Here is a 23,338-nt window from a genome sequence, read left to right on the forward strand (position 1 = left end):
TTGGCGCGGCACTTCAAGCTGCTACAGCAAGGCTAGCCTTCCCGCAAGCAATCAAACCACTACCTCGCTTCGGCGGGGTTTTGGTGCTCTCCGAACGCTCTGATAAAGTCACGTCAAACTCAAGCGAGGGAACGACGTGAAATTACTCATAAGTGCGTTGGCTGTAAGCCTTTTGGCAGGATGTTCTTCGCCGTCAGATCTGATGTCGTCGGCACCAGAAATCACGGTTACGTCTGCGAAAACTCCTAAAGCCTTTGCTCTGTGCGTGTTCCCTGAATGGCAGGAGCACAATTCAAACGCGAGCATGACTAAAACTTCTACTGGGTACCGCCTGGTCAATGGTTTTGCGCAGCAAACTGGATGATGTGCTGGATATTCGAGAGGCTAAGTCAGGGAGTGTCGCGAAGCTTTATCAGCGAGTTGCATGGTCACAAATTGGGCGAGGAGGGTTGCGAGACTCTCTTCAGCAATGTCGATAAACCCGAAACCGCCGAAAGGCGGTTTTTTTTATGGAAGGAGAGAAATATGGCTTCTGCAGTTTTGCCCGCCTCAGGAATGACGGCGATCATGCTTTCGGGATCTCTTGCTAAAAAATTTGGCAGACGTCACTCCAGACAGATCGACTCGGGCACATCCCGAGAAGTCTTCAAAGCTTTGAATTGCACTATCGAGGGTTTTGAGCAAGAGATTAAGCGCCTTGCAGCCCGGGGAATGCGATTCGCGGTGTTCCGCAACCGACGAAATATCGGTGAGGCAGATTTTGGCCTGGGCGGAACCAGCGAGGTACGGATTGTCCCGGTGATTGAGGGAAGCAAGCGCGGCGGCGTACTGCAAACTGTCGTTGGGGTTGTGCTTCTGGCAATTTCATATGCATTTCCCGTCACAGCGCCTTACTTGACCCCCGCCGGCATTGGTCTCGTTGCCGGTGGCGTCATTCAAATGCTCAGCCCCCCAGGCCTCCGAACTCAAGCAGAGCGCGTCACCCGAAAACCTCCCCTCATATGCCTTTGGAAGCGCCAAGAACACCACCGCCAGCGGCAACCCTGTCCCTATCTGCATCGGCGAGCGCCGGTGGGGCGGGATGATCATTTCTGCGTCGATCTACGCGGAGGACAAAACGTGACCAAGGAGCAGATGATGATGGGTAACTATCGCGCATGCAGGTTGCCTTACTCGCCGAGCGCAGGCGCTTTCATTTCAGAATCACAATCAGCGGCACCGCCGCAGGAGCCAAAAATGACCAAAGTTATCGAAGTCACGCACTTTCTCACCGAGCGCTTTTCCCTCACGGAGGATGAGCCGATCAGCACATTGCGTGCGAAATACGGAGACGAGCCGATTTTTTCGGATGGGCAGATCGATATGGTGACTCATCAGAAGTTGCTCGAGCCCACTGACGAGATTCATATTTATTTCAAGGTTGACCAGGCCTAAGCCTGGCCGGACTGCTTATTTCGGGATTTCTATGCTCGCCTCGCGAAGGGCCTGCTCGAGCCTTTTGACGCGCTGCTCCAGATTGTTCAGCACGATCTTGAACGATGGGGTCACATCGTAAAGTTCGCGAGGCAGCTTTCCTTTTGGCGTGTTATTGGCAATCTTCTGCAGGTGCCTGCTTAGATCCGCCCAGGCTTTTTCGTCGTTCAAAGTTAACCTCCTATGTTATTGGCGCCCCAGTCCATGGGCTTGCGGACAACGGACTGTGGCAGCTCGTTGGAGGCGCAAAGCTACTATTCCGGTAAGGATTGGCGTTACTGGTATTTTATACACCCTGTATGAATATCCATGCCACCCTTGAGGCGGTTTTTTTTCGCCTGGAGGAAAGTATGGGCGCAGCAGCACAGATCGAGATCCGCGGCGATAAGGGCGGTAGCAGCAAGCCAAAGTCACCAACCGAGGCCAACGACAGCCTGCGCTCGACCAACCTGGCCAAGATGCTGATCGCCGTGGGCGAGGGGGAGTTCGGCAGCGCCCCGACCGACTACGGCATTTACCTGGATAACACGCCGATCAAGGATGCGAGCGGAAACATCAACTTCCCGAACGTGAAGTGGGACTGGCGCTCGGGGTCTGTGGATCAGTCGTACATTCCGGGCATCCCATCGGTCGAGAACGAGACCACAATGAACATCGAGCTGCGCAGCGATACCCCATGGGTGCGTTCGATCACCAACACCCAGCTGTCGGCCGCGCGCGTTCGGTTCGCCTGGCCGGCCTTGCAGGCTCAGGACGAAGAAGGGAATGTCGGTGGCTATCGCATCGAATACGCGATCGATGTGGCCACCGATGGGGGCGCCTATCAACAGGTGCTGCTCGAGGCGGTGGACGGCAAGACCACCACCCGTTACGAGCGGTCCCGCCGTGTAGACCTACCGCCGGCCACCAGTGGCTGGTTGATTCGCGTGCGCCGGCTGACGCCCAACCAGAACAGTAACAAAGTCGCCGACACCATGCTGATCGCCGGCCTGACCGAGGTGATCGACGCGAAGCTGCGGTACCCAAACACCGCGCTGCTGTACATCGAGTTCGACGCCGAGCAGTTCACCAACATCCCGGCCGTCACCGTGAAGTGCAAGGCGAGCAAGTGGCAGGTCCCGAGCAACTACGACCCCGTGACTCGCACCTACAAGCCAGCCCCTAGGCCAGGCAATCAGAGCGCTTGGTACGACGTTACATATTCTGGTGGGTACAACGTCCAGCGACGTGGAATGACCGGGCCAAACTACTCGCCCGCGCTGGACAGTAGGGTCGATATCGCCCTGGCCGGAGAGGAATATGCCGCGCACCTGCCATGGTCTCGCACTGCGATATGCCTACTCGCTCCAGGTTTTCGATGAGCAGGAACAAAGAACCCCGCCAGTGGCGGGGTTCTTTTTATCCGGGCTATTTCCCAGCGTCAGTCGTGCAGCGTTTCTGCCGCATACAAGGTGTTTTCCAGCAGGCAGGCGCGAGTCATCGGGCCAACGCCACCGGGTACCGGGGTGATCCAGCCGGCGCGGGGCAGGGCGGTCTCGTAGACCACATCGCCCACCAACTTGCCGTCTTCCTGGCGGTTGATGCCGACGTCGATGACGATGGCGCCTTCCTTGATCCACTCACCCTTGACCAAGCCCGGCTTGCCGGCGGCCACGACCACCAGGTCGGCACGCCCAACGTGGCCGGCCAGATCCTTGGTGAAGCGGTGGGTAACGGTAACGGTGCAGCCGGCGAGCAGCAGCTCCATCGCCATCGGGCGCCCGACGATGTTGGAAGCGCCGACCACTACCGCATCCATGCCGTACAGATCGGCACCGGTGCTTTCCAGCAGGGTCATGATGCCTTTTGGCGTGCATGGGCGTAGCAGGGGGATACGTTGGGCCAGGCGACCGACGTTATAAGGATGGAAACCATCCACGTCTTTATCCGGGCGGATGCGCTCCAGCAGCTTGGAGGCATCGAGGTGTTCGGGCAGTGGCAGTTGCAGCAGGACGCCATCGATGTTCGGGTCATCGTTGAGGCGGTCGATCAGGCCGGCCAGTGCTTCTTGAGTGGTGTCAGAAGGTAAGTCATAGGCTTGTGAAAGAAAGCCGACCTCTTCGCAGTCTTTACGCTTGTGCGAGACATAAACCTGAGAGGCCGGGTCGCTGCCGACCAGGATCACCGCGAGGCCTGGAGTACGCAGGCCTTGCTGGCGACGCTCGGCGACACGTTTGGCGATCTGCTGGCGCAGGCTAGCGGCGATCGCTTTGCCGTCGATTAGTTGTGCAGTCATGACGCGTGATTAACCATCGAGAGGGAGAGAAAAAGAGAACGCATTCTCGCATGCCAGGACGTGAGGGCAAAGGCGCTTGGTCTGCAAATTCCCCTAACTCCTTTAATTAAATGATTTTTTTTCAAAAAAGAGTTGACGACCTAACGGCTCGTCTATAACATTCGTCGCACTTGTCGGGCACAGCCTAGCACTGGTTAAGAAGGTCGGGCGGAGTTGATGTTTAACTCGTAACGACTGAAAGCACTTAGTTTGTAATCATTAAAGAATACAGATTAATAAGGCGCCCGTAGCTCAGCTGGATAGAGCATCCGCCTTCTAAGCGGATGGTCGCAGGTTCGAGTCCTGCCGGGTGCGCCATTAGGCAGCTTTGGCACAAGTAACGCAACAACGCAACAACGCAATATGGTGGGCGTAGCTCAGTTGGTAGAGCACAGGATTGTGACTCCTGTTGTCGTGGGTTCGATCCCCATCGTCCACCCCATATTCCGAAAGGCGCCAGATTAATAGTCTGGCGCCTTTGCTTTAAAAGCTTGATACGCGGACGTGGTGGAATTGGTAGACACACTGGATTTAGGTTCCAGCGCCGCAAGGTGTAAGAGTTCGAGTCTCTTCGTCCGCACCAATTAAGTAGCTATTTATATAGCAGAAAACGGCGCAGCACCTGAAAAGGGCTGCGCCGTTTTCGTTTCAGAAGTTGTATTTCCAGCAGGTCGCAGGTGGTGGGCCGGGGGAGGCGATGAAATACTCGTCCTTTTGTCGCTGGAATGCTGAAGGTTTACCGATCGGGCTGTGGTTTGGTCCGGTCATCCGGGGTGTGACGCGCCGTTCCTTCTATATATAGAAGCATGGGTGCAGAGGCCCTGGTTTGATTCGCTGTATTTGCTCTCAGGGCGCGGCTCAACCGTTGGTCCCCGCCTTTAAATCGCCAGCTGTTTTTTTACCCGTTTTCAGTAGGGTGACTTCTTGAGTTTGACCCACTAGAATGCATGCCCTTGATTCTGGGGTCGGAAACGGCCGGCTAACGTCTGTGCAACGAGGAATATCCATGCAAGTTTCTGTTGAAAATACTTCTGCTCTTGAGCGCCGCATGAGCATCACCGTGCCGGCTGAGCGCATCGAGACACAGGTCAACAAGCGTCTGCAGCAGACTGCCCAAAAGGCCAAGATTCCAGGCTTCCGTCCTGGCAAAGTCCCAATGAGCGTGATCCGTCAGCGTTATGAGGCTGATGCGCGTCAAGAAGCTGTGGGCGACGTGATCCAGGCTTCCTTCTACGAAGCTGTTGTCGAGCAGAAGCTGAACCCGGCTGGCGCTCCTTCGGTTGAGCCAAAGGTTCTGGAGAAGGGCAAGGATCTGGAATACGTTGCAACGTTCGAAGTGTTCCCTGAGTTCACCGTTGCCGGTTTCGAGTCCATCGCCGTTGAGCGCCTGAGCGCTGACGTGGCTGATGCCGATCTGGACAACATGTTGGAAATCCTGCGCAAGCAGAACATTCGCTTCGAAGTGGCCGACCGCGCCGCTCAGAACGAAGACCAACTGAACATCGATTTCGTCGGCAAGGTCGACGGTGAAGTATTCGCAGGCGGTTCCGCCAAGGGCACTCAGCTGGTGCTGGGTTCCGGCCGCATGATCCCAGGCTTCGAAGAAGGCCTGGTTGGCGCCAAAGCGGGTGAAGAGCGTGTTCTGAACCTGACTTTCCCAGAGAACTACCAGAACCTGGACCTGGCTAACAAAGCCGCCGAGTTCACTGTCACCGTCAACACCGTTTCCGAGCCTAAGCTGCCAGAGCTGACCGAAGAGTTCTTCGCTCAATTTGGTATCAAAGAAGCCGGTCTGGAAGGTTTCCGCGCCGAAGTTCGCAAGAACATGGAGCGCGAACTGCGTCAGGCCATCAAGTCCAAGGTCAAGAACCAGGTAATGGACGGCCTGCTGGCTGCCAACCCGATCGAAGTGCCTAAGGCTCTGCTGGATAACGAAGTGAACCGTCTGCGTGTTCAGGCCGTTCAACAGTTCGGTGGCAACATCAAGCCTGATCAACTGCCGGCCGAGCTGTTCGAAGAGCAAGCCAAGCGTCGCGTTGTACTGGGCCTGATCGTGGCCGAAGTGGTCAAGCAATTCGACCTCAAGCCTGACGAAGCCCGCGTGCGTGAGCTGATTCAGGAAATGGCTTCTGCTTACCAAGAGCCAGAGCAGGTCGTGTCTTGGTACTACAAGAACGAGCAGCAACTGAGCGAAGTCCGTTCGGTTGTGCTGGAAGAACAAGTTGTGGATACTGTTCTGCAGAAAGCTAGCGTGACCGACAAATCGGTCTCTTACGAAGAAGCGGTCAAGCCGGTAGAAGCACCACAAGCCGACTGATTTTTTACTCGTTCGAAAATACACACCATAAGCCAGCCTTCGTGCTGGCTTATGCGTATTCAAGACATGACTATTTGGGAGTGACTGCAGGACATGTCCCGCAATTCTTATTATCAGCAGAGCTCTGACATCCAGGCCGCAGGCGGCCTGGTCCCGATGGTTATCGAGCAGTCCGCCCGTGGCGAACGCGCCTATGACATCTACTCGCGCCTCCTCAAGGAGCGGGTGATCTTCCTGATTGGCCCGGTAGAAGACTACATGGCCAACCTGGTCGCGGCACAATTGCTCTTCCTTGAAGCGGAAAACCCGGACAAGGACATCCATCTCTATATCAACTCGCCAGGCGGTTCGGTGACAGCAGGCATGTCGATCTACGACACCATGCAATTCATCAAGCCGGACGTTTCCACCATCTGCATCGGCCAGGCCTGCAGCATGGGGGCCTTCCTGCTCGCCGGTGGCGCAGCGGGCAAGCGTCATTGCCTGCCTAACTCGCGGATGATGATTCACCAGCCATTGGGCGGTTTCCAGGGCCAGGCGTCGGATATCGACATCCATGCCAAGGAAATCCTGCACATCCGTTCGCGTCTGAACTCGCTGCTGGCTCATCACACCGGTCAGAGCCTCGAGACCATCGAGCGCGACACCGAGCGCGACAACTTCATGAGCGCAGAGCGCGCGGCTGAATACGGCCTGATTGACTCTGTGATCACCAAGCGTCAAATGCCTGCCTAAGCAACTCAAATGTAGGTGGTTGGTTTAACCGGCCACCTGTGGGCTTGAAAAAGCCCGCAATTGCCTTCATCTTGTGTTGCAAGCCTATCGGATTTGGATCGATCGAATGACTGACACCCGCAACGGCGAGGACAACGGCAAACTGCTTTATTGCTCCTTCTGTGGCAAAAGCCAGCATGAAGTACGCAAATTGATTGCCGGCCCCTCGGTCTTTATCTGCGACGAGTGCGTCGACCTGTGCAATGACATCATCCGTGAGGAGGTGCAGGAAGCACAGGCCGAAAGCAGCGCGCATAAATTGCCTTCGCCTAAAGAAATCAGCGGCATCCTTGATCAGTATGTGATTGGTCAGGAACGTGCGAAAAAGGTTCTGGCAGTAGCGGTATACAACCACTACAAGCGCCTCAACCAGCGTGACAAAAAGAATGGCGAGGTCGAACTGGGCAAGAGCAACATCTTGCTGATCGGCCCTACAGGCTCGGGCAAGACTCTGCTGGCAGAGACCCTGGCACGCCTGTTGAATGTACCGTTCACCATTGCCGACGCCACCACCCTGACCGAAGCCGGTTATGTGGGTGAGGACGTCGAGAACATCATTCAGAAACTGCTGCAGAAGTGCGATTACGATGTAGAGAAAGCTCAAATGGGCATCGTCTATATCGATGAAATCGACAAGATTTCCCGCAAGTCTGACAACCCTTCGATTACCCGTGACGTTTCGGGTGAAGGCGTTCAGCAGGCCCTGTTGAAACTGATCGAAGGTACTGTGGCTTCCGTTCCACCTCAAGGTGGTCGCAAGCATCCGCAGCAAGAGTTCCTGCAGGTCGATACGCGCAACATCCTGTTCATCTGCGGTGGTGCGTTCTCGGGGCTGGAAAAGGTTATTCAGAACCGTTCGACTCGCGGCGGCATCGGCTTCAATGCCGAAGTACGCAGCAAGGAAGAGGGCAAGAAGGTCGGCGAATCCCTGCGTGAAGTCGAACCGGACGATCTGGTCAAGTTCGGCCTGATTCCGGAGTTCGTGGGGCGTCTGCCGGTTCTGGCAACCCTGGACGAGTTGGATGAAGCAGCGCTGATCCAGATCCTCACCGAGCCGAAGAACGCCTTGACCAAGCAGTATGCCAAGCTGTTCGAGATGGAAGGCGTCGATCTGGAGTTCCGTACCGATGCCCTCAAGTCGGTCGCCAAGCGTGCGCTTGAGCGCAAGACCGGTGCTCGCGGATTGCGTTCGATTCTCGAAGGCGTGTTGCTCGACACTATGTATGAGATCCCCTCGCAGTCCGAGGTGAGTAAAGTAGTGATCGACGAAAGCGTTATAGAAGGTAAGTCCAAGCCACTGTATATCTATGAAAACAGTGAGCCGACTGCCAAGGCAGCTCCGGACGCCTAAGCGCCGGACTGCTGGTTTGACAGAAGGGGCCTTCGGGCCCCTTTGCTTTTACTGCCTTTAAAGTACTGTCTTTGAGCTTGTTTTTTTTCGAGGCAGCCCCCATCTTGGTTTCAAGCTTACTTCCATCTGTTTACGGCCTTATGGCCGCCGTAGAGGCGAAATCATGAAGACAACCATCGAATTGCCTCTCCTGCCATTGCGTGATGTCGTGGTTTATCCGCACATGGTTATCCCGCTGTTCGTGGGGCGCGAGAAGTCTATCGAAGCCCTCGAGGCTGCGATGACGGGCGACAAGCAGATTCTTCTGTTGGCTCAGAAAAATCCTGCTGATGATGATCCCGGTGAAGATGCACTCTATCGCGTAGGTACCATTGCCACTGTTTTGCAATTGCTCAAGTTGCCCGACGGCACCGTCAAAGTACTGGTCGAGGGCGAGCAGCGGGGCGCTGTGGAGCGTTTCAGCGAAGTGGATGGCCACTGCCGTGCCGAAGTCGCCCTGATCGATGAGGTGGACGCTCCTGAGCGTGAGTCGGAAGTCTTTGTCCGTAGCCTGCTGTCCCAGTTCGAGCAGTACGTGCAGTTGGGCAAGAAGGTCCCCGCCGAAGTGCTGTCGTCCCTCAACAGCATCGATGAGCCAAGCCGCCTGGTAGACACCATGGCCGCCCACATGGCGCTGAAGATCGAGCAGAAGCAGGAAATTCTCGAAATTATCGACCTGTCGGCGCGTGTCGAACACGTGCTGGCGTTGCTGGATGCGGAAATCGATCTGTTGCAGGTCGAGAAGCGCATTCGCGGTCGCGTGAAGAAGCAAATGGAGCGCAGCCAGCGCGAGTACTACCTGAATGAGCAGATGAAGGCCATTCAGAAAGAGCTGGGCGACGGTGACGAAGGTCACAACGAAGTCGAAGAGCTGAAAAAGCGCATCGACGCCGCCGGCTTGCCAAAGGACGCCCTGGCCAAGGCCCAGGCCGAGCTGAACAAGCTCAAGCAGATGTCGCCGATGTCGGCTGAAGCAACAGTGGTGCGTTCGTACATCGACTGGCTGGTTCAGGTGCCGTGGAAGGCCCAAAGCAAGGTTCGTCTGGACCTGGCGCGTGCCGAAGATATCCTCGATGCCGATCACTATGGCCTGGAAGAAGTCAAAGAGCGGATTCTCGAATACCTCGCCGTGCAAAAGCGCGTGAAGAAGATTCGTGGTCCGGTACTGTGCCTGGTCGGACCTCCAGGGGTCGGTAAAACCTCCCTGGCAGAGTCGATTGCTCACGCCACTAACCGTAAATTCGTACGCATGGCTCTTGGCGGCGTGCGCGATGAAGCGGAAATTCGCGGGCATCGTCGTACCTATATTGGTTCGATGCCGGGAAGATTGATTCAAAAGATGACAAAGGTGGGCGTTCGCAACCCGCTATTCCTGCTCGATGAAATCGACAAGATGGGCAGCGACATGCGCGGCGATCCGGCTTCGGCATTGCTCGAAGTGCTCGATCCCGAGCAGAACCACAACTTCAACGACCACTATCTGGAAGTCGATTACGACCTCTCCGATGTGATGTTCCTCTGCACCTCCAACTCGATGAATATTCCGCCAGCGTTGCTGGACCGGATGGAGGTGATTCGTCTGCCGGGTTACACCGAGGACGAGAAGATCAACATCGCGGTCAAATACCTGTCGCCGAAGCAGATCCAGGCCAACGGCCTGAAAAAAGGTGAGTTGGAATTCGACGAAGAAGCCATTCGCGACATCATCCGCTATTACACCCGCGAAGCCGGTGTACGTGGGCTGGAACGCCAGATCGCCAAGGTTTGCCGCAAGGCGGTGAAGGAGCATGCGCTGGAAAAACGCTTCTCGGTGAAGGTCACTTCCGACCTGCTGGAGCACTTCCTCGGCGTGCGCAAATTCCGCTACGGCCTGGCCGAGCAACAGGATCAGATCGGTCAGGTAACGGGCCTGGCCTGGACCCAGGTCGGTGGTGAGCTACTGACCATCGAAGCCGCCGTGGTACCTGGCAAAGGTCAGTTGATCAAGACCGGTTCACTGGGCGACGTGATGGTCGAATCGATCACTGCAGCACTGACGGTGGTGCGCAGCCGTGCGAAGAGCCTGGGAATCCCCCTGGACTTCCACGAGAAGCGCGACACCCATATCCATATGCCGGAAGGGGCGACCCCGAAAGACGGCCCTAGCGCTGGCGTAGGCATGTGCACGGCCCTGGTTTCTGCGCTGACCGGTATTCCGGTGCGGGCTGATGTGGCCATGACCGGGGAAATCACCCTGCGTGGTCAGGTGTTGGCGATCGGTGGTTTGAAAGAGAAACTTCTTGCAGCACATCGTGGTGGAATCAAGACCGTCATCATTCCAGAAGAGAATGTGCGCGATTTGAAGGAAATTCCTGACAATATCAAGCAGGATCTGCAAATTAAGCCAGTTAAATGGATTGACGAAGTCCTCCAAATTGCGCTGCAATACGCGCCGGAGCCCTTGCCGGATGTGGTTCCCGAGATAGTTGCAAAGGATGAAAAACGCGAGTCTGACTCTAAGGAAAGAATTAGCACGCATTAGTACGCATGAGCCTGGGGGGCTTTCTTGACAGCTTTTTAGAGCCCTTGTTATAAAGCGGCTCTTAAGTGTCTGTAGGCCATTCAGCACTGGTTTTTGCTTTCACCAAAAAACTTAGAATCATACTCAAATAGATATATAAGGGGACTTAGAGTGAACAAGTCGGAACTGATTGATGCTATCGCTGCATCTGCTGATATCCCGAAAGCTGCTGCTGGCCGTGCGCTGGATGCAGTAATCGAATCCGTCACTGGCGCTCTTAAGGCTGGCGACTCCGTTGTACTGGTTGGTTTCGGTACTTTCTCTGTTACCGATCGTCCTGCTCGCATTGGTCGTAACCCACAGACCGGTAAGACGCTGGAAATCGCTGCAGCCAAAAAACCAGGTTTCAAAGCCGGTAAAGCACTGAAAGAAGCCGTTAACTAAGCCTCCTTCAAGCCTTTGCCTACCCGGGTCGGGGTCTTTCCCGACCTGGCAGCGGAGCGGTAGGGCAGCCGGTTAGAAATCCGGTTTGTCACATCGGGATCGAAGGTTCGAACCCCTGTCCGCTCCGCCAGTTACGAGAAAGGCGCATCCTCGGATGCGCCTTTCTTCTATCCGGACTCTACCCACGCTCCACGGTTGCTTAATTTGAAGTACAACCGTTTCTGGGGGACGCATGCTGCAGAATATCAGGGACAATTCACAAGGCTGGATTGCCAAGACCATTATCGGGGTCATCGTCGCACTGATGGCGCTGACCGGTTTCGATGCCATTTTTCAAGCCACTTCCACCAGTAAGGACGCGGCCAAGGTCAATGGCGAAGAAATCACCCAGAATGAGTTGAGCCAGGCGGTTGATATGCAACGCCGTCAGCTCATGCAACAACTGGGCAAGGATTTCGACGCTTCCTTGCTCGACGAGAAGCTGCTGCGTGAAGCCGCTCTCAAAGGTCTGATCGACCGCAAGCTGCTGCTGCAAGGTGCGGAAAACTCCAAGTTCGCCTTCTCTGACGCCGCTCTGGATCAGGTGATCCTGCAAACGCCGGAATTCCTGGTGGACGGCAAGTTCAGCCCTGAGCGTTTCGACCAGGTGGTCCGTCAGCTGGGTTATAGCCGGATGCAGTTCCGTCAGATGCTGGCTCAGGAAATGCTGATCGGCCAGGTACGCGCCGGTCTGGCTGGCAGCGGTTTCGTGACCGATGCACAGGTGCTGGCATTCGCTCGTCTGGAAAAGCAGACCCGCGATTACGCTTCCCTGACCATCAAGGCCGACCCCGCGGCAGTCAAGCTGACCGACGATGAGGTCAAGGCTTACTACGACGAACACGCCAAGGAATTCATGTCGCCGGACCAGGTGGTTATCGACTATCTGGAGTTGAAGAAGGCATCCTTCTTCGATCAGGTCAGCGTCAAGGACGAAGACCTGCAGGCGCTGTATCAGAAAGAAACCGCCAACCTGTCCGAGCAGCGTCGTGCCGCGCACATCCTGATCGAAGTGAACGACAAGGTGAACGAAGCGCAGGCCAAGGCCAAGATCGAAGAGATCCAGGCGCGTCTGGCCAAGGGCGAAAGCTTCGAGGCGCTGGCCAAGGAGTTCTCCCAGGATCCGGGTTCGGCGAACAACGGTGGTGACCTCGGTTATGCCGGCCCTGGCGTCTATGACCCGGCCTTCGAGGAGGCGCTGTACGCCTTGAACAAGGACCAGGTATCGGCACCGGTACGCACCGGTTTCGGTTTCCACCTGATCAAGCTGCTGGGCGTCGAGGCACCTGAAGTGCCAAGTTTCGCCAGCCTGAAAGACAAGCTGACCCGCGAGCTGAAAACCCAGCAGGTCGAGCAACGTTTTGTCGAGGCGACCAAGCAGCTGGAAGACTCCTCGTTCGAAGCCTCGGACCTGGCCCAGCCGGCTCAAGAGCTGAAACTGACCGTACACACTTCCGCACCGTTCGGGCGTGAAGGGGGCGAGGGCATCGCCGCCAACCGCGCCGTGATTCAGGCTGCTTTCAGCCCTGAAGTGCTGGATGAGGGTGCCAACAGCACCGCTATCGAGCTGGACCCGGAAACGGTAGTGGTCCTGCGCGCCAAAGAGCACCGCAAGCCAGAGCAACTGCCATTGGAAAGCGTCGCTAGCAGTATCCGCACGCAATTGGCCAAGGAGCACGCCAGTGCTGCCGCCAAGGCCAAGGCCGATGCCTTGATCGCCAGCTTGCGTGAAGGCAAGACTGCACTGAAGGCGCCTGTCGACGGTCAGAGCTGGAAGGTTTCCGAAGCGGTGACCCGTGGCCAGGAAGGCGTCGAGCCGATCGTGCTGCAGACCCTGTTCCGCATGGCCAAGCCAGCGGCCAAGGACAAGCCGACCTTCAGCAGCGTGACGCTGCCGAACGGCAGCCTGGTGGTCTTGCAACTGAGTGGTGTGAACGAAGCCGCTGCACCAACCGATGAAGAGAAGGCCCAGTACCGTCGCTTCCTCGCGTCGCGTGTGGGTCAGCAAGACTTCGCCGCGTACCGCAAGCAGTTGGAAAACCAGGCTGACATCAAGCGCTTCTGATGCCCGACTGAAGTAACAAACAGGGACCCCGGCCAACGCGCCGGGGTTTTTGTTTTTAGCGTATGGCGGGAAACCCATGGCGTCGGGCGTTCACGGCCACCAGCAGGCAAGCCAGTAACAGGCCGATGATCACCCAGGGAAACGACAATACGCCCGGGCCTTCCAGCAGCCCGCCACCCACCAGCCCGCCCCCGGCGATCGCCAGGTTCCAGGCGGTCACCAGCATCGACTGCGCGGCATCGGCAGCGTTCCCGGCAGCTTTGGCCAGCGCGGTTTGCAGCAACGTGGCCAGGCCTCCGAACGACAATCCCCAGAGGGCTATCGAGGCATAGACCGCCATCGGCGTATCGGCCTGGAACGCCAGCAGCAGCGCCGAAAGAGCGAACAGGACGCAACTGACGAGTACCAGTTGACGCAACCAGCGATCGATCAGCAGCAGGCCACCCAGTGGAAGTCGGTCGCGACGCCTGGACTCGATGTCCAGCAGGTCGGCGGTGGCAAGAGGTTTGGTCATGGTGTCAGGCTCGCTACAGGTTTCAGGAAGTAGGGAGGCTGAGGGTAGGGCGCTGTGGTAAAGAGAAAAATAGGCTAAGGTTCCGAACTTATCGGACATCTGTGTCCGTAATGGTGAGGTCGGCGATGGACTGGTTGAGCAATATCTCGGTCTTCCTGCATGTGGCGAAAACCCGCAGTTTCACCGAGGCGGGGCGGTTGTTGGGGGTATCCTCGTCGGCTGTCGGCAAGAGTATCGCGCGGCTCGAGGAGCGCCTGGAGACCCGGTTGTTCCATCGCAGTACCCGCAGCATCACCCTGACCGCCGAAGGCGCGAGTTTTCTCGAGCGCTGCCGCAGAATTGTCGCCGAGGCCGAGGCGGCCGAATTCGATCTGTGCAAGTCTTCCAATGCCCCGCGGGGCAAGTTGCGAGTCAGCCTGCCGCAGGTTCACGGCCTGGTGATGCCGGTATTGGTGGAGTTCATGCAGCGTTATCCGCAGATCGAACTGGATATCGAGCTGACGGACCGCATAGTGGATGTCGTGGAGGAGGGCTTCGATGCCGTGATACGGACCGGCAGCCCCGGCGACTCGCGGCTGGTGGCCCGGTCGCTGGGCCAGTTCCGCCTGGTGCTGGTGGGCACGCCTGAGTACTTTCGCGAGCGGGGCGTTCCGCAGGCCCCCGCGGACCTGGCTAACCACGGATGCTTGCGGCATACCTTCCATAACACCGGCAAATTCGAGCATTGGCCGCTGCGACGAGCGGTCGATGCCCCGGAGCCGCTGTTGCCGACGCGTTTTGTCAGTACCTCTATCGAAGCGGTGGACCACGCCGTGCGCAGTGGGCTGGGGATCGCCTGCCTGCCCGATTTCATGGTGCGCGAGGCGGTTGCACGGGGCGAGTTGCAGCAGGTGCTCGATGAGCATCTGGAACACAGCGGCACCTTCTGGTTGCTCTGGCCTGCGAGCCGGCACACCGCCGCCAAGCTGCGGGTGTTCATCGATCATCTGTGCGCGCGACTTTTTCCGGCAAACCGTGGTCAGTAACCTTGTATTAATTTTTAAGACACTAATCCGCGCGCCCTGTGGCCTCGAACTGTTGCACAATACGCCCCGGACCGTTTTCCTCAGGATTTTCGATGCATAGATCATTTCACCTGCGTGCTGCCGGGTTGACGCTGCTGCTGGCGGCTGTCGCCGGTTGTTCGTCGCAGAAGACCGCCATTTACGAGCATGAAAACTTCGATGACTCCGGCACTTTTTCGCGCAATTACCCGGTGAATGAGACGGCGTCCTGCGAGGCCGCCCGTCGCGCCTTGCTCAGCCAGGGCTACATCATCACCAGCAGCGATCCGAAGCTGGTCAGTGGTCACAAGAGCTTCCAGCAGACTGGCGAAACCCACATGGAGATCAGCTTCAGCGTGGTGTGCGCCCAGGATGGCAACACCGGCCACCGTTCCACGGTGTTCGCCAACGCCCTGCAAGACCGTTATGCCCTGAAGAAGGTCAACAACTCGGCAAGCCTGGGGGTGGGTGTGCTGGGCTCGGTATCGATGCCGATCGGCTCGACCGACGACTCGATGGTCAAGGTCGCCAGCGAGACGGTTTCCTCGGCGAAGTTCTACGAGCGTTATTTCGCCCTGGTGGAGCTGTTCCTGCCGCAGGAAGCGAAAAAGGCCGCGCACATCATCGAGAAACCCAAGACCGATCTGGGCGTGCCCGAACCCAAGCCCGCCGAGCCTGCCGCAGCGCCGGCCTCGGCCCCAGTGACGCCACAACCGGCGCCTGTTGCACCGGCTGCCGAGCCGACTCCGGCCACTCCGTCCGTAGCGCCAGCCGAATCGAACCTCTCGCAACCGCTGGCACCACCGGCGGAAGCGGCGCCCATTGCGCCGGGCGCACCTGCCGAGCCGACGCCGCCCACCGAGATCGTTACCCCGCCTCCCGCCAGCACCTTGCCGGCGCCGACAGAGCCGATTCCGGCGCTGCCACAGTAAGCATCTGCGGATAGCTGCGAGATCGACCCAGGTGTCGATCCCGCGGTTGCCGAGCCTCTCTGAACATTTCTTTGCCAGCTTGCGGGTAAATCCGTTGCCAGCTGCTACGTTCCATTTGAGGGACGCAGATTGCGCACGGTATTTTTTCTGTCACACCGGCACTTTATGCTGACGGCTAAGTCAGTAAGAAGACTACTCAGCGAGCAGATTACCTACACCCCACACACAAGGAGTCCGCCATGGACGATTACCAAGAAGAACTGCTGGAATTCCAGGCTTTCGAACTGGATCCGCTGGAACCCGCAGAAGACGCCACCGAGCTGTAACGCCGGTGGCGTTTTTTTTCAGGCGGACTGCCGGTGGCTGCGACGAAATTCACCCGGTGTCTGGCCGCTCCAGCGCTTGAAGGCGCGTTGAAAGGCCTCGGCTGAGGCAAACCCCAACAGATAGGCAATTTCCCCGAAGGCCAGTTCGGTATCGCGAATGTAGGTCATGGCCAGGTCGCGGCGGGTGTCGTTGAGAATGGCGCGAAACTGCGTGCCTTCCTCGGCCAGTTTGCGGCGCAAGGTCCAGGTTGGCAGCTTCAGGCGTGCCGCCACTTCTTCCAGGTCGGGTTCCCGGCCACCATTGAGCAAAGGCCCCAGCAATTGAGTGATGCGTTCACGCAGGCTGCGGGTGCGGGTCAGTTGCTCCAGTTCCCGTTCACACAGTTGCAGCAGATGGCGCCAGGTGCTGGGGCAGTGCTCGACATTGCGCTGGGCCAGGGTGGCCTGGCTCAGGCGCAGCTGATTGTGCTCGGCGCCGAACTGGATCGGGCAATCCCCCAGGCTGGTGTAGCGTTCGCGGTAATCGGTCTGGGCAAACTCGATCTCGATGCGTTCGGCCTTGACCGGTAAGCCGAGGCTGCCCAGTTGCTGGAGCCAGCCGGCCAGGATCGAATCCACCACAAAGCGGTTGTAGGCGTTATAGGGGCTGATGGAGTAGAAGCGCAGCCAGGCGCCGTCGGCGTCTTCGTGGAAGCTCGACTGGCCGCGATAGTTCGAGCCATACAGGGCCTCGAAGCGGGTCAGGCAGCGTGCGGCTTCACGCACGGTCGGCGCCTGGGCGGCGGTGACGCCCGCCAGCCCGGCCTGGCTCAGGCGGCTGAGCTGGCCCATGCGAAGTCCCAGCGCCGGATCGCCGGTCAGTTGAATCGCCGCATGGCCCAGGCGCATGTAACGGGGAATCGACAGCCGCGCCCCGGCCTCGGCCAGGCGCGCGGCATCCAGTCCGTATTGTTCCAGCAGCGGCTGCGGGTCGAGGCCATGGCTGCGCACCGCGTCGGCCAGGCTATGGACGAAGCCCACCGACAGGTCTCCGAGGCGCATCGGCTGGGGCTTCATGGATTTACAACCAGATATTCAGCAAACGCGCGCCACGGGCATCGCCATCGGCGAAGTGCTCGCCGTTGCTGTTGATGAAGCTTTGTCCGGCGCTGCCCTGATCCCAGAACTGGCCGCGCAGAAACACGCTGACACCGGCGCTGGCCAGGCTGCTGGGCACGCGACTGGTCAGGGTCAGGCGGCGCCAGGCCTCGCCTTCGCTGACTTCTTCCGGCTTGAGGCTGACCTCGCTCGGGGTCGAGAGGTTCTTGTAGCCGCGCCACGGCCGGTCCCAGGCGCCGCGGCCCATGACGAAGGCCGGGACCGCCACCAGTTGCGCGCCCTGGGCGTTGAGCTTGCGGTAGTTGTCCGGGTACCAGCTGTCGCTGCCGATCAGCACGCCCAGGCGCCCGGCCGGGGTGTCGACCACCTGCACAGCCTGGTCGGCACTGGCCTGGATAAAACCGCGTTCGTCGAAGGTCGGGTACAGCTGGCGTTGCGGCTGGCCGATCGGCAGGCCGTCGCTGTCGAAGACCAGGGTGGTGTTGTACAGCGCGCCGCTGCCGATGCGCAGGTTGCTGCCTTCGATCACCGGCTCGGGCAGGACAATGGAGCCGGCCACCAGGGTGATGCCAAATTCCTTGGCCAGGCCGCCGAACAGCCGCTGGTATTGATCGGCCATGCTCCTGGCCTTCATCCGCAGGTGCGCGTCGTCCAGGCGATTGTCACCCTTGGCGGTGATCAGGGCGCGCAGGAAGGGCAGCGGGTTGCTCACCGCCAGCCAGTTCATCGCCTCTTTCAGGCTGGAGGCCTGGTACAGCTCGTTTTTCTCGCCGCTGACCATCAGCCAGGTGCCAATGTGCTCCGGCAGCACCACCACGGTCTTTTCGTTCAGCAGCCCCTGGTCCCGGGCCTGCTGCAGGTAGGCCGCGAGCTTGCGGTGCAGGCGCTCGGGGCTCTGGTAGTCGGTGGGGAACAGTTCAGGCTGGATGCCCAGCAGATTGCCATGGTCGGCGGGGGTGCCCTGGTCTACCGCGAGCTGGATGCGCAGGTCGGAAAGGTAGTGACCGATCGGCCGCTCGCGGGTCCACAAGGCGTAGCTGGTCAGGGCGGCAATCAGGGCCAGGGTGAAGGTGAAGTACAGAAGTTTGCGCATGGGAAGACAGTCGGCAGCCGTGTGCGGGATTCGCTGACTAGGGTAGGGCCCATGCCCGCGATTGCCAAGGCCGGGCAGCGCATTTGGATCAATAAGTTGTCAGTTACGGTCATTGAGCGCCTCGGGGGCTGCTCTTAGTCTGTCGAACATGACCGACGGGAGCCGCAGAGCTTCCGCATTTTTTCCGTGATCGTTCGATGTGGAGTTACCGATGGCCGCCGCTCACTACCCGCATTTGCTGGCCCCGCTGGACCTGGGCTTTACCACCCTGCGCAACCGTACCCTGATGGGTTCGATGCACACCGGCCTGGAAGAAAAACCCGGTGGTTTCGAGCGCATGGCCGCCTACTTCGCCGAGCGCGCCCGCGGCGGCGTCGGCCTCATGGTCACCGGCGGCATCGGCCCCAACGACGAAGGCGGCGTGTACTCCGGCGCGGCCAAGCTGACCACCGAGGAAGAGGCACTCAAGCACCGCATCGTCACCCGCGCGGTCCACGAGGCGGGCGGCAAGATCTGCATGCAGATCCTCCACGCCGGGCGTTATGCCTACAGCCCGAAACAGGTGGCGCCGAGCGCGATCCAGGCGCCGATCAACCCGTTCAGGCCCAAGGAACTGGACGAAGAAGGCATCGAGAAACAGATCCGCGACTTCGTCACCTGCTCGACCCTGGCGCAGCAGGCCGAGTACGACGGCGTCGAGATCATGGGCTCCGAAGGCTACTTCATTAACCAGTTCCTCGCCGCGCACACCAACCACCGGACCGACCGCTGGGGCGGCAGCTACGAAAACCGCATGCGCCTGCCGGTGGAAATCGTCCGCCGCGTACGCGAAGCGGTAGGCCCGGACTTCATCATCATCTTCCGCCTGTCGATGCTCGACCTGGTGGAAGGCGGCAGTAGCTGGGAAGAAATCGTGCAACTGGCCCAGGCCATCGAGCAGGCCGGCGCGACCCTGATCAACACCGGGATCGGCTGGCACGAAGCGCGGATTCCGACCATCGCCACCAAGGTGCCGCGTGCCGCTTTCAGCAAGGTCACGGCCAAGCTGCGCGGTTCGGTATCGATCCCGCTGATCACCACCAACCGCATCAACACCCCGGAAGTGGCCGAGCAGATCCTCGCCGAAGGCGACGCCGACATGGTTTCCATGGCGCGGCCGTTCCTCGCCGACCCGGAGTTCGTCAACAAGGCGGCCGCGGGGCGTGGCGACGAAATCAATACCTGCATCGGCTGCAACCAGGCCTGCCTGGACCACACCTTCGGCGGCAAGCTCACCAGCTGCCTGGTCAACCCGCGGGCCTGCCACGAGACCGAGCTCAACTATTTGCCGGTGCAGCAGATCAAGAAGATCGCCGTGGTCGGCGCCGGCCCTGCCGGGCTGTCCGCCGCGACCGTGGCGGCCGAGCGTGGCCACCAGGTGACGCTGTTCGATTCGGCCAGCGAAATCGGCGGCCAGTTCAATGTCGCCAAGCGCGTGCCGGGCAAGGAGGAGTTCTTCGAAACCCTGCGCTACTTCAAGCGCAAGCTGCAGACCACCCATGTCGAGCTGTGCCTGAACCGCCGGGTCGATGTCGAGCAACTGGTGGCCGGCGGCTATGACGAAATCATCCTGGCCACCGGTATCGCCCCGCGCACGCCGGCGATCCCGGGTGTCGACAACGCCAAGGTCCTGAGCTACCTGGACGTGCTCTTGCAGCGCAAGCCGGTGGGCCAGAAAGTGGCGGTGATCGGGGCCGGCGGCATCGGTTTCGACGTCTCCGAATTCCTCGTGCATCAGGGCGTGGCCACCAGCCAGGACCGTGAAGCGTTCTGGAAGGAGTGGGGCATCGACACGCACCTGGAGGCCCGTGGCGGCGTCGCCGGCATCAAGCCCGAGCGTCATGCCCCGGCGCGGCAGGTGTTCCTGCTGCAGCGCAAGACCTCCAAGGTCGGCGACGGCCTGGGCAAGACCACCGGCTGGATCCACCGCACCGGCCTGAAGAACAAGCAGGTGCAGATGCTTAACAGCGTCGAATACCTGAAGATCGACGACGCCGGCCTGCATATCCGCATCGGCGAGAGCGGCGAGCCGCAGGTGTTGCCGGTGGACAACATTGTGATCTGCGCCGGCCAGGACCCGCTGCGCGAACTGCACGAAGGCCTGGTGGCCGCCGGGCAGAACGTGCACCTGATCGGTGGCGCCGACGTGGCCGCCGAGCTGGACGCCAAGCGCGCGATCAACCAGGGCTCGCGCCTGGCCGCCGAACTCTGATCCGCCGCGAATCATGGCCACCGCGACGAGCGCGGTGGCCTGATTATGTCCGCTGCATGGCCGATCGCAGCCTGCGCCAGCGGTTACACCGGGGATCAGGTAGCCGCTGGCGAAGGCTGCGATCGGGGCCGCAGCACCCGCTATCAGGGACTCCGCAGTTTTGCTGATAGACTCCCCGCCTCACTCCTTCCAAACCTCCCCATCCATGGCGTTTCCTGCTTCCTTCGACTGGCTGCCCAGCGCACCCTTGCAACCCCTGGCCCTCGACTGGTTGTCCCGTGCCGGGGTGGAAGTGGCGGTCTTGCGCCTGGACCAGATCGACCCGCTGATCTCCGGCAACAAGTGGTTCAAGCTCGCCCCGCATCTGGCGGCGGCGAGCCAAGCCGGCGCTGAGGGCATCATCAGCCTGGGCGGCGCGCACTCCAATCACCTGCATGCGCTGGCGGCCGCTGGCAAGCGTTTTGGTTTCGCCACCGTGGGGCTGCTGCGCGGCCATCCGCAGGACACGCCCACCGTGCTCGACCTGCAAGGCTTCGGCATGCAGCTGCACTGGCTCGGTTACGCCGGCTACCGGGCGCGGCATGAGCCTGATTTCTGGCAACCCTGGCAGGCGCAGTACCCCAGGCTGTTCCCGGTGGCGGAGGGCGGCGGTGGCTTGCTCGGGGCGACCGGCTGCATGCCGCTGGTGAAGCAGCTGCGCAGCCAGCTGGATACCCTGGGTTGGGATGACTATCACGGCTGGTGGCTGGCCGCTGGCACCGGCACCACCCTGGCCGGGCTAGTGCTGGGGGAAGCCGGCGCCCAGCCAGTGTATGGCGCCCTGGCGGTGCCGGACGACCATGGCGTCGCGCAACAGGTGGCGGCGATTGTGCGGGAGGCGGGGCTGCAGGCTGCGCGCTATGAATTGCTCGACAGCAGTCGTGGCGGTTTCGCCAAGGTCGACCCGCTGCTGCTGGAATTTATCGAGGAGAGCGAACGGCACAGCGGCATCCCCCTGGAGCCGCTGTACACCGGCAAGGCCTTGCTGGCCCTCAAGCAACAGGTCGAGGTTGGGCGGTTTGCCGCCGGCAGCCGCCTGGTCTTCGTCCATACCGGCGGCTTGCAGGGCCGCCGGGGGTTCGCCGCGCCGGCGCAGCCTTAGCCGCGCTTGGGCAGCATGCGTTGCAGGGTGTTGTCGCGCATAAAGTAGTGGTGGTAAAGCCCGGCCACCGCATGCAGGCCGATCAGCCAGTAGCCGACGGTGCCCAGCAGCACATGCCAGCCTTCGACCTGCTTGGCGAACTGTTTGTCTTCAGCCACCAGCAGCGGCAGGTCGATGCCGTAGAACATCACCTGATGGCCTTCGGCGCTGGTGATCAGCCAGCCGAGGATCGGCATGGCGATCATGAACAGGTACAGGGCCCAGTGCATCAGCTTGGACAGCAGCATCTGCCAGCTCGGCGGTGTGGGCAGGATCTTCGGCGCCACCCCCAGGCTGCGGGCGAACAGGCGCAGCCAGACCAGCACGAACACCGTCAGGCCGAGCATGAAGTGCGCTTCCTTGATCAGCGTCCGGCCACCGCTGCCCTTGGGGAAAATGCCGCGCAGTTCGATGCAGGCGTACACCGCGATCAACAACACCAGCATCAGCCAATGCAATGCAATCGACACCGTACTGTAACGGCTGTCGGAGTTCTTCCAGGGCATAGATCCTTCCTCGTTCATCAGGTCAGTTATCTCCGTTCTTAACGACGGAGTGCTGTAACTGTAATCCTGTTTCCGAGGCTCTGCCCGGGGCAAATGCGCGGTTTGAGCGGGTAGCGGAAAAAAAACGGCAGCCGCGGATCGGGGCTGCCGTTGGGGGGAGGCAAGTGGCCGATCAGCTGCTTTGCGGCATCTCGCCGCTGGCCAGGCGCTGGTTGATGTCGGCGATCACCTGCGGCAGGTCGCTGATGGTGTCGATCATGTAGTGCGGGCGCGAACCTTCGAACAACGCGTGGATGCGCTGGCGCTCGCCGGCCAGGGTGTCGCTGCCCAGGGCGCGATAACCTTCGTAGGTCAGCCCCAGGGCGTTGCCGGAGCAGATCAGGGCCACGGTCCACATGCCAGCGCGCCGTCCTTCGAGAATGCCCGGCACGGTGTCGTCGATCTTTACGCAGGCGGCGACATCGTCGATCCCCAGGGCGATCACGTTGGCCAGGGCCTGGGCCGGCCATGGGCGGCCGTTCGGCACTTCATCGGTGGCCACCACATGGTCGGCGACGTAGCCATGGGTCGCGGCCAGTTCCACCACCTTGTCCATGACCTGCTTCGGGTAGCCGGAGCAGGAGCCGATCTTTATGCCTTGCTGGCGCAGGCTGGCGATGGTCTCCAGGGCGCCGGGAATCAGCGCCGAATGTTCGGCGATCTTTTCGATCTGCAGCGGCATGAAGCGCTGGTAGATGGCGGTGACATCCTCATCGGTCGGAGTGCGGCCGAACACCTGGCGATAACGCTCGGCAACCTGCGGCAGGTCGCACAGGGTGCGGATATGGTCCCACTTGCCCATGCCCATCGGGCCGCGGGCTTCTTCGATGGAGACCTGCACATCGAACTCGGCGAAGGCTTCGACGAAGATCTGGGTCGGCGCGAAGGAGCCGAAGTCGACCACGGTGCCGGCCCAGTCGAGGATGGCGGCTTGCAGCTGGTTGGGGGTGTTGTAATGCATGTCTGGAAAACCCGTGTAGGAGCGAGCTTGCTCGCGAAAAAAGTTGGGGGCGCCGTCTGTATCGCGAGCAAGCTCGTTC

The 23,338-nt window shown here is 59.9% G+C and carries 17 protein-coding genes, 3 tRNA genes and 3 pseudogenes; 16 read left to right on the top strand and 7 right to left on the bottom strand.

The genetic code is table 11. From position 1 onward, the window contains the following. Positions 1–525: 525 nt before the first annotated feature. A pseudogene (locus CRO75_RS18530) lies at positions 526–1,123 on the top strand (tail assembly protein). Next, positions 1,120–1,434, top strand: coding sequence for a hypothetical protein (locus tag CRO75_RS32590; protein WP_143503969.1), 315 nt, complete (start codon positions 1,120–1,122; stop codon positions 1,432–1,434). Before CRO75_RS18530 ends, CRO75_RS32590 begins: the two are co-directional and overlap by 4 nt. Before the next feature lie 15 nt (positions 1,435–1,449). Here CRO75_RS32590 and CRO75_RS18540 read toward each other — a convergent pair whose 3' ends face one another. Then, the gene (locus CRO75_RS18540; RefSeq protein WP_097137395.1) at positions 1,450–1,644 is read right to left on the bottom strand and encodes a hypothetical protein; all 195 of its coding nucleotides are present in this window, start codon (positions 1,642–1,644) and stop codon (positions 1,450–1,452) included. A gap of 179 nt (positions 1,645–1,823) precedes the next feature. On the opposite strand from CRO75_RS18540, the pseudogene CRO75_RS18545 reads away from it, so the two are divergent. Next, positions 1,824–2,624, top strand: a pseudogene (locus CRO75_RS18545) (host specificity protein); the annotation flags it as partial. A gap of 269 nt (positions 2,625–2,893) precedes the next feature. On the opposite strand, the gene folD reads toward CRO75_RS18545, so the two are convergent. Next, complete coding sequence (folD, locus tag CRO75_RS18550; protein WP_007927213.1) at positions 2,894–3,748, bottom strand: bifunctional methylenetetrahydrofolate dehydrogenase/methenyltetrahydrofolate cyclohydrolase FolD; 855 nt, start codon at positions 3,746–3,748, stop codon at positions 2,894–2,896. A 280-nt stretch (positions 3,749–4,028) separates the two neighbouring features. On the opposite strand from folD, the gene CRO75_RS18555 reads away from it, so the two are divergent. The 9 genes from CRO75_RS18555 (at position 4,029) to CRO75_RS18600 (ending at position 13,316) form a co-directional block, all read left to right on the top strand. Beyond that, positions 4,029–4,105, top strand: a tRNA-Arg gene (locus CRO75_RS18555). Positions 4,106–4,153: 48 nt separating this feature from the next. Then, a tRNA-His gene (locus CRO75_RS18560) sits at positions 4,154–4,229 on the top strand. A gap of 56 nt (positions 4,230–4,285) precedes the next feature. Then, positions 4,286–4,370 (top strand) — tRNA-Leu (locus CRO75_RS18565). 423 nt (positions 4,371–4,793) lie between these two features. Further along, on the top strand, positions 4,794–6,104 hold the full coding sequence (tig, locus tag CRO75_RS18570) for a trigger factor (RefSeq protein ID WP_097137397.1): 1,311 nt from the start codon (positions 4,794–4,796) through the stop codon (positions 6,102–6,104). 93 nt (positions 6,105–6,197) lie between these two features. Further along, positions 6,198–6,839 (top strand): ATP-dependent Clp endopeptidase proteolytic subunit ClpP, encoded by a 642-nt coding sequence (gene clpP, locus CRO75_RS18575; RefSeq protein ID WP_007927205.1) that lies wholly within the window; start codon positions 6,198–6,200, stop codon positions 6,837–6,839. Between the two features lie 106 nt (positions 6,840–6,945). Next, a complete protein-coding gene (clpX, locus tag CRO75_RS18580; RefSeq protein WP_097137399.1) occupies positions 6,946–8,229 on the top strand; it encodes an ATP-dependent Clp protease ATP-binding subunit ClpX in 1,284 nt (427 codons plus the stop codon). Positions 8,230–8,392: 163 nt separating this feature from the next. Then, positions 8,393–10,789 (top strand): endopeptidase La, encoded by a 2,397-nt coding sequence (gene lon, locus CRO75_RS18585; RefSeq protein WP_097137400.1) that lies wholly within the window; start codon positions 8,393–8,395, stop codon positions 10,787–10,789. A gap of 93 nt (positions 10,790–10,882) precedes the next feature. Next, the gene (locus CRO75_RS18590; RefSeq protein ID WP_020296819.1) at positions 10,883–11,212 is read left to right on the top strand and encodes an HU family DNA-binding protein; all 330 of its coding nucleotides are present in this window, start codon (positions 10,883–10,885) and stop codon (positions 11,210–11,212) included. A 232-nt stretch (positions 11,213–11,444) separates the two neighbouring features. Next, positions 11,445–13,316, top strand: a complete 1,872-nt coding sequence (locus CRO75_RS18600; protein WP_097137402.1) for a SurA N-terminal domain-containing protein — start codon at positions 11,445–11,447, stop codon at positions 13,314–13,316. A 55-nt stretch (positions 13,317–13,371) separates the two neighbouring features. On the opposite strand, the pseudogene CRO75_RS18605 reads toward CRO75_RS18600, so the two are convergent. Continuing rightward, a pseudogene (locus CRO75_RS18605) lies at positions 13,372–13,764 on the bottom strand (MFS transporter); the annotation flags it as partial. A gap of 191 nt (positions 13,765–13,955) precedes the next feature. Between CRO75_RS18605 and CRO75_RS18610 the strand changes: the two are divergent. Beyond that, positions 13,956–14,855, top strand: coding sequence for a LysR family transcriptional regulator (locus CRO75_RS18610; protein WP_097137404.1), 900 nt, complete (start codon positions 13,956–13,958; stop codon positions 14,853–14,855). Between the two features lie 92 nt (positions 14,856–14,947). Further along, a complete protein-coding gene (locus tag CRO75_RS18615; RefSeq protein WP_097137406.1) occupies positions 14,948–15,805 on the top strand; it encodes a DUF2242 domain-containing protein in 858 nt (285 codons plus the stop codon). Positions 15,806–16,149: 344 nt separating this feature from the next. Here the strand turns inward: CRO75_RS18615 and CRO75_RS18620 are convergent, their stop codons facing one another. Further along, on the bottom strand, positions 16,150–17,187 hold the full coding sequence (locus CRO75_RS18620; RefSeq protein ID WP_097137408.1) for an AraC family transcriptional regulator: 1,038 nt from the start codon (positions 17,185–17,187) through the stop codon (positions 16,150–16,152). Between the two features lie 4 nt (positions 17,188–17,191). Continuing rightward, on the bottom strand, positions 17,192–18,322 hold the full coding sequence (locus CRO75_RS18625) for a carbon-nitrogen hydrolase family protein (RefSeq protein WP_097137410.1): 1,131 nt from the start codon (positions 18,320–18,322) through the stop codon (positions 17,192–17,194). Between the two features lie 211 nt (positions 18,323–18,533). Here CRO75_RS18625 and CRO75_RS18630 point away from each other — a divergent pair, with 211 nt between their 5' ends. Further along, a complete protein-coding gene (locus tag CRO75_RS18630) occupies positions 18,534–20,573 on the top strand; it encodes an NADPH-dependent 2,4-dienoyl-CoA reductase (RefSeq protein ID WP_097137412.1) in 2,040 nt (679 codons plus the stop codon). Positions 20,574–20,778: 205 nt separating this feature from the next. Then, on the top strand, positions 20,779–21,714 hold the full coding sequence (locus CRO75_RS18635) for a pyridoxal-phosphate dependent enzyme (RefSeq protein ID WP_097137414.1): 936 nt from the start codon (positions 20,779–20,781) through the stop codon (positions 21,712–21,714). Here CRO75_RS18635 and CRO75_RS18640 read toward each other — a convergent pair. After that, positions 21,711–22,259 carry a cytochrome b gene (locus CRO75_RS18640; protein WP_097137416.1) on the bottom strand — a complete coding sequence of 183 codons (549 nt, stop codon included), beginning with the start codon at positions 22,257–22,259 and terminating at the stop codon, positions 21,711–21,713. The genes CRO75_RS18635 and CRO75_RS18640 overlap by 4 nt on opposite strands. A gap of 172 nt (positions 22,260–22,431) precedes the next feature. Further along, on the bottom strand, positions 22,432–23,259 hold the full coding sequence (gene phnX, locus CRO75_RS18645) for a phosphonoacetaldehyde hydrolase (RefSeq protein WP_097137418.1): 828 nt from the start codon (positions 23,257–23,259) through the stop codon (positions 22,432–22,434). Positions 23,260–23,338: the final 79 nt, after the last annotated feature.

The sequence above is a fragment of the Pseudomonas sp. LAMO17WK12:I10 genome (assembly GCF_900215185.1).
In the GTDB taxonomy this organism is placed as follows: Bacteria; Pseudomonadota; Gammaproteobacteria; order Pseudomonadales; family Pseudomonadaceae; genus Aquipseudomonas; species Aquipseudomonas chlororaphis.